Origin of the sequence: Pseudoalteromonas sp. SR45-5 (assembly GCF_014163565.1) — a bacterium.
Taxonomy (GTDB): domain Bacteria; phylum Pseudomonadota; class Gammaproteobacteria; order Enterobacterales; family Alteromonadaceae; genus Pseudoalteromonas; species Pseudoalteromonas distincta.
The window spans coordinates 1-2,107 of sequence record NZ_JACJDN010000661.1 but is presented as its reverse complement, the minus strand read 5'-3'; the positions used below and the strand labels follow the sequence as shown (position 1 = coordinate 2,107).

The 2,107-nt window shown below is 38.5% G+C and carries 4 protein-coding genes; all 4 read left to right on the top strand.

Annotated elements, in window-relative coordinates; translation table 11 throughout:
- Positions 1-249: Mpo1-like protein (locus H5072_RS17710; RefSeq protein WP_182694302.1), on the top strand; the 249-nt coding region annotated here is incomplete at its 5' end.
- A gap of 60 nt (positions 250-309) precedes the next feature.
- Positions 310-1,101 carry an SDR family oxidoreductase gene (locus H5072_RS17705; protein WP_182694301.1) on the top strand — a complete coding sequence of 264 codons (792 nt, stop codon included), beginning with the start codon at positions 310-312 and terminating at the stop codon, positions 1,099-1,101.
- A 61-nt stretch (positions 1,102-1,162) separates the two neighbouring features.
- Positions 1,163-1,756 carry a DUF2238 domain-containing protein gene (locus H5072_RS17700; protein ID WP_149604942.1) on the top strand — a complete coding sequence of 198 codons (594 nt, stop codon included), beginning with the start codon at positions 1,163-1,165 and terminating at the stop codon, positions 1,754-1,756.
- Positions 1,757-1,816: 60 nt separating this feature from the next.
- Positions 1,817-2,107 (top strand): GNAT family N-acetyltransferase (locus H5072_RS17695; RefSeq protein ID WP_182694300.1); only part of this gene is annotated, 291 nt, incomplete at its 3' end.

Below are 2,107 nucleotides of genomic sequence, written 5' to 3'. Positions count from 1 at the left end.
GCTGCTCAGCCCATTGCGGCAATGGCGTTTTGGCCTTGGTTGAGTATTGGCGTAGGTGTGTTTGTATTTGGTTGGGTATTACAGTTTATTGGGCACTATTACGAAGGCAAAAAACCGGCGTTTGTGGATGATCTAATTGGTTTAATTATTGGCCCTTTGTACGTAACTGTTGAACTACTATTTTTAATGGGTTTTTACAAAACATTAGAAGATGAAGTAAACGCAATAGCAGGTCCTACAAAGGCGTAAAATACTTTACTAAGTACCTTTATAAAACCTAATAAATAACAATAAAAGGGCAGATAACGCATGCAATATAATAATAAAACCGTGTGGATCACCGGGGCATCGTCAGGTATTGGTAAAGAGCTTGCTATACAATTTGCCGAGCTTGGAGCGCGCGTTATTTTATCGGCGCGCAATGTAGATAAACTAAACGATTTAAAAGCAACGCTTAAAGGCGAAGGGCACTTAGTTATGCCGCTGGACTTAGCTCAGCCAGAGCATGTACTGAGTACAGTAACAGCAAAAATGAACGATCTTCCTGCAATAGATATTTTAATTAATAACGGCGGCGTATCGCAGCGCAGTTTATTTTTAGAAAACGATTTTAACGTGTATCGCCAATTAATGGAGGTTAATTACTTTGGCTTAATTGCACTTACTAAAGCTGTATTACCTACTATGGTGGTAAGACGCAGTGGTTCAATTGTGTCTATTAGTAGTGTGGCGGGTAAAGTTGGTTCAAAATTTAGAACAGGTTATTCGGGTTCTAAATATGCAGTTGTTGGTTTTATGGATTGCCTACGTGCAGAAGTAGCACAACATAATATTCATTGCTTAACAATTTGCCCAGGCTCTATTAAAACAGCAATTGCGCATAACTCACTAAACGAGCAAGGCATAGCGCAAAATAAACCAGAAGAATCGATAGAAAATGGCATGGATGTAAGCGTAGCGGCTTCAAAAATGATTCGTGCCATTAGTAATAAAAAAGACGAAGTGATTATTGGCAAAGGTTTAAGTGGTTGGGCGCCTACAATTAAGCGCTTTTTTCCTACTTTGTTTAATCGCATTACCGCAAAAACAAACTATAGGTAGCGTCGTTTATTTCAAAGGCGTAAAATGCCGTAAATTTGATCAATTTAGAAAAGGATTCTAAATGAAGTATTTATGGCTGAGCCTGTTTTTTATTGTATTAATTTGGTCTGGTATTAACCCAAAAGATCAATTTACATGGCTGCTTGAAGTTATCCCCGCAATTATTGGTTTAGTGCTGCTGGCAAGCACCTATAGCCACTTTAAACTTACCCCTATTTTATATACATTTATTTTAGCGCATTGCATAGTGCTGATGATTGGCGGGCATTACACCTACGCCGAAGTCCCTTTGTTCGATAACCTATTCGGTAGCGAGCGCAATAACTACGACAAAGTAGGGCACTTTTTTCAAGGGTTTGTACCTGCACTACTAGCACGCGAAATTTTACTGCGCAAAAAAGTAGTAAATGGTCGAGGTTGGTTAATCACTTTTGTTATTTCGGTATGTTTAGCATTTAGCGCGTTTTACGAATTAATAGAATGGTGGGTTGCAGTGTTAAGCGGCGAAAACGCAGAGGCATTTTTAGGCACTCAAGGTTACGTGTGGGATACCCAATCTGATATGGGACTGGCGTTATTTGGGGCTATTTGCTCATTGTTAGTGCTTTCAAAAGTACACGACAAACAGCTTAAAAACGTTAAAGATTATTTATAGGCTATAGGAACGTTCTATAGAAATGTTTATAAAAACGTTGGTAAAAAAGACTATTAACTTATGAGCGCAAACATTAGTAACTACTCAATAAGCACAGACAAAAGCAAACTTAACTTTAACGTTATTTATAACTTTATTGCTAATAGCTATTGGGCCAAAGGCATCCCTAAAAGCGTGATGCAATCGGCTATTGATAACTCAATGTGCTTTGGTGTTTACAGCGCTCATAACGAACAAGTTGGCTTTGCCCGAGTAGTGACTGATAACGCAACCTTTGCTTATTTAGCAGATGTATTTATTGCCCCGCAATCGCAAGGAAATGGGCTGAGTAAGTTACTTATTAAAACGATA